The 691-nt window shown below is 59.9% G+C and carries 1 protein-coding gene; it reads right to left on the reverse strand.

All coding sequences use genetic code 11. From position 1 onward, the window contains the following. Nucleotides 1-49 precede the first annotated feature (49 nt). On the reverse strand, nucleotides 50-691 hold a 642-nt coding region (locus ACR0E6_RS22340; RefSeq protein WP_480587499.1), incomplete at its 5' end, for a PEP-utilizing enzyme.

Consider the following 691-nt stretch of genomic DNA (forward strand, 5'->3'; position numbering starts at 1 on the left):
TTGGGCATAGCGGATATGATCGAAATCCGCTTTTGCCTCGATTTCACTGCTATCCATCGCATCGCTCCACTGCGCCGCTTGCGCCGTCTACACGGATCATCTCGCCATCTACGATCCAGTTCGTGGCGCCTTTCAGGCCAACCACGCAAGGGATGCCCAATTCGCGCGCGACGATGGCTGAATGAGACAACAGCGACCCTCGTTCAACGACGATGGCGGAGGCGTTCGAGAATACAGCAATCCAGCCTGGGTCGGTGTGGCGGGCGACCAGAATGTCTCCGGGGTTCAGGGCTTCGGTGCGCGGGTCACGGATCACACGCGCGCGCGCTTTGATCTGTCCTGCGGAACAACCCGTGCCGTGCTTCACGCGTGCCGTATCTGCCTCGGCTTCCACATCTTTGGACCAGATCGGTGCGATAGCGGGACCACGGATTTCGATACGCTCGGGCGGGTCGGGGCGTCGGGAGGAGGCGTCATCCTCGCGTTTGCGCCGCGCAACGATGCCTTTCAGGTCGGGTGATAAGCTGTAGCCCTCAACCGCTCCGAGAACTTCTTGAGTTGTCAGGAAGAATACATCCTTTGGTGATGAAAGCAGATCACGGGCAGCGAATTCCCGGCCGATGCCTAAAAACACACGCCGGGCATAGCCGAAGATACGCGTGCGCTCAAAGCGCAGGTTTTCCCGGTCGCG

The sequence above is a fragment of the Ruegeria sp. AP12 genome (genome assembly GCF_056540025.1).